This is a genomic window from Actinacidiphila rubida (genome assembly GCF_900110255.1).
Taxonomy (GTDB): Bacteria; Actinomycetota; Actinomycetes; order Streptomycetales; family Streptomycetaceae; genus Actinacidiphila; species Actinacidiphila rubida.
In genome coordinates, this window is sequence record NZ_FODD01000108.1 from 1 (window position 1) to 1,723 (window position 1,723).

Annotated in this window: 1 protein-coding gene; it reads left to right on the plus strand. The window is 75.6% G+C overall.

Annotation, left to right across the window (positions count from 1 at the left end):
• Positions 1-89 precede the first annotated feature (89 nt).
• On the plus strand, positions 90-1,682 hold the full coding sequence (locus tag BMW99_RS38955) for a sugar ABC transporter ATP-binding protein (protein WP_079138416.1): 1,593 nt from the start codon (positions 90-92) through the stop codon (positions 1,680-1,682).
• Positions 1,683-1,723 lie beyond the last annotated feature (41 nt).

Below are 1,723 nucleotides of genomic sequence, written 5' to 3' on the forward strand. Positions count from 1 at the left end.
GACGGCAGCACGCTGTCCTCGGGCGTCGGCCTGGTCACCGGCGGCAACCTGTCCGACTACCAGGCCAAGCTCACCGCCCTGGGCATCGGATGACGCACGCGCAGCACTCCGGCGCCGGGCCCGCCCGCGGCGGACCGGCGGGCGACACGGCGGTCTCGCTGCGGGACGTCAGCAAGTCGTACGGACCGGTGAAGGTCCTCGACATCCCCGGCCTCGACCTGGTCCGCGGCCAGATCGTCGCCGTCGTGGGGGAGAACGGCGCCGGCAAGTCCACGCTGATGGGCGTGCTCTCCGGCACCGTCACCCCCACCACCGGCACCATCGGCATCACCGGGCAGCCGCTCCAGCCCGGGCGCCCCGACCACTCCCAGGAGCTCGGAGTCGCCCTGGTCGCCCAGGAGTTCCCGCTCGTCGGCCAGCTGAGCGTGGCGGAGAACCTGCTGCTGGGCCGCCGCCCGGCGACCGCCGCACGGCGGCTCCTCGGCAGCGTGGTCGTCGACCGGGCCGGCACCCGGGCCGAGGCGCGCGCCCTGCTCGCCGAGGTGGGCGTGACCGGTGTCGACGTCGACCGCCCGGTGGAGCGCTTCCCCGTCCCCGTACGGCAGATGATCGAGATCGCCAAGGCGTGGGGCCACCGCCCGGTGGTGCTGATCCTGGACGAGCCCACGTCCTCGCTCGGCCCTGTGGAGGCCGGGCGGGTGCTGGACCTGGCCCGCGCTCACGCCCGGGCCGGAGGGGCGGTGCTGTTCATCGGGCACCGGCTCGACGAGGTCCGGGCGATCGCCGACCGGGTGCTGGTGCTGCGCAGCGGCCGGCTGGTCGCGGACCTCACGCCCGCCGAGGCGACGGAGGAGCGGATGATCCGCGAGATGGTCGGCGCCGACCTGGCCCGCGCCGACCTCACGCCCCCGTCGTCGGTGGAGCGGAGCACGACCCTGGCGGTGCGCGGCCTGACCGCGGACGGGCTGGGCCCGGTCGACCTCGACGTGCGGGCCGGCGAGATCGTCGGGGTGGCCGGGCTGATGGGCTCGGGCCGCAGCCGGCTGCTGCACACCGTGATGGGCGCCCAGCCGCGCACCGGTGGCGACGTCGCCTTCGAGGGCGCGGACTTCCGCCCGCGCCACCCGGCCGACGCCGTCCGCGCCGGGATCGGCCTCGTGCCCGAGGACCGGAAGGTGCAGGCCCTGCTGCCCGCGCACTCCGTGCGCTGGAACGTCACCTTGGCGACCCTGCGCCGCATCAGCTCCCGCGGCGTGCTGCGGCCGCGCACCGACAGGGCCCACGCGGCCCGCATCGTCGCCGACCTCGGGGTGCGGCTGCACAGCCAGGAGCAGCCGATCGGCGACCTGTCGGGCGGCAACCAGCAGAAGGCGGTGTTCGGGCGGTGGCTCGCCACCCGGCCCAGGCTGCTGCTGCTCGACGAGCCCACCCGCGGCGTGGACGTCGGCGCCAAGGCCGAGATCTACCGGCTGATCGACGCGGCCGCGCAGGACGGTCTCGCGGTCCTGGTGGCCTCCTCGGAGCTGGAGGAACTGCTGTGGATCTGCCACCGCATCGTCGTGATGGCCCACGGCCGGGTGGTCGCGGACATCCCGCGCGAGCGGTTCGGCAAGGAAGTGATCATGACCGCGGCCGCGGGGACGACCGCCGGGGCCGCGACGCGAGGGAAGGCGAGCGCATGAACACCAGCACCGCACCGGTGCACACGGACGGCGCGGCCGGG

Excerpts from the sequence above, each read along its gene's own strand:
- BMW99_RS38955 (WP_079138416.1), top strand. The coding sequence starts at position 90 with ATGACGCACGCGCAGCACTCCGGCGCCGGGCCCGCCCGCGGCGGACCG.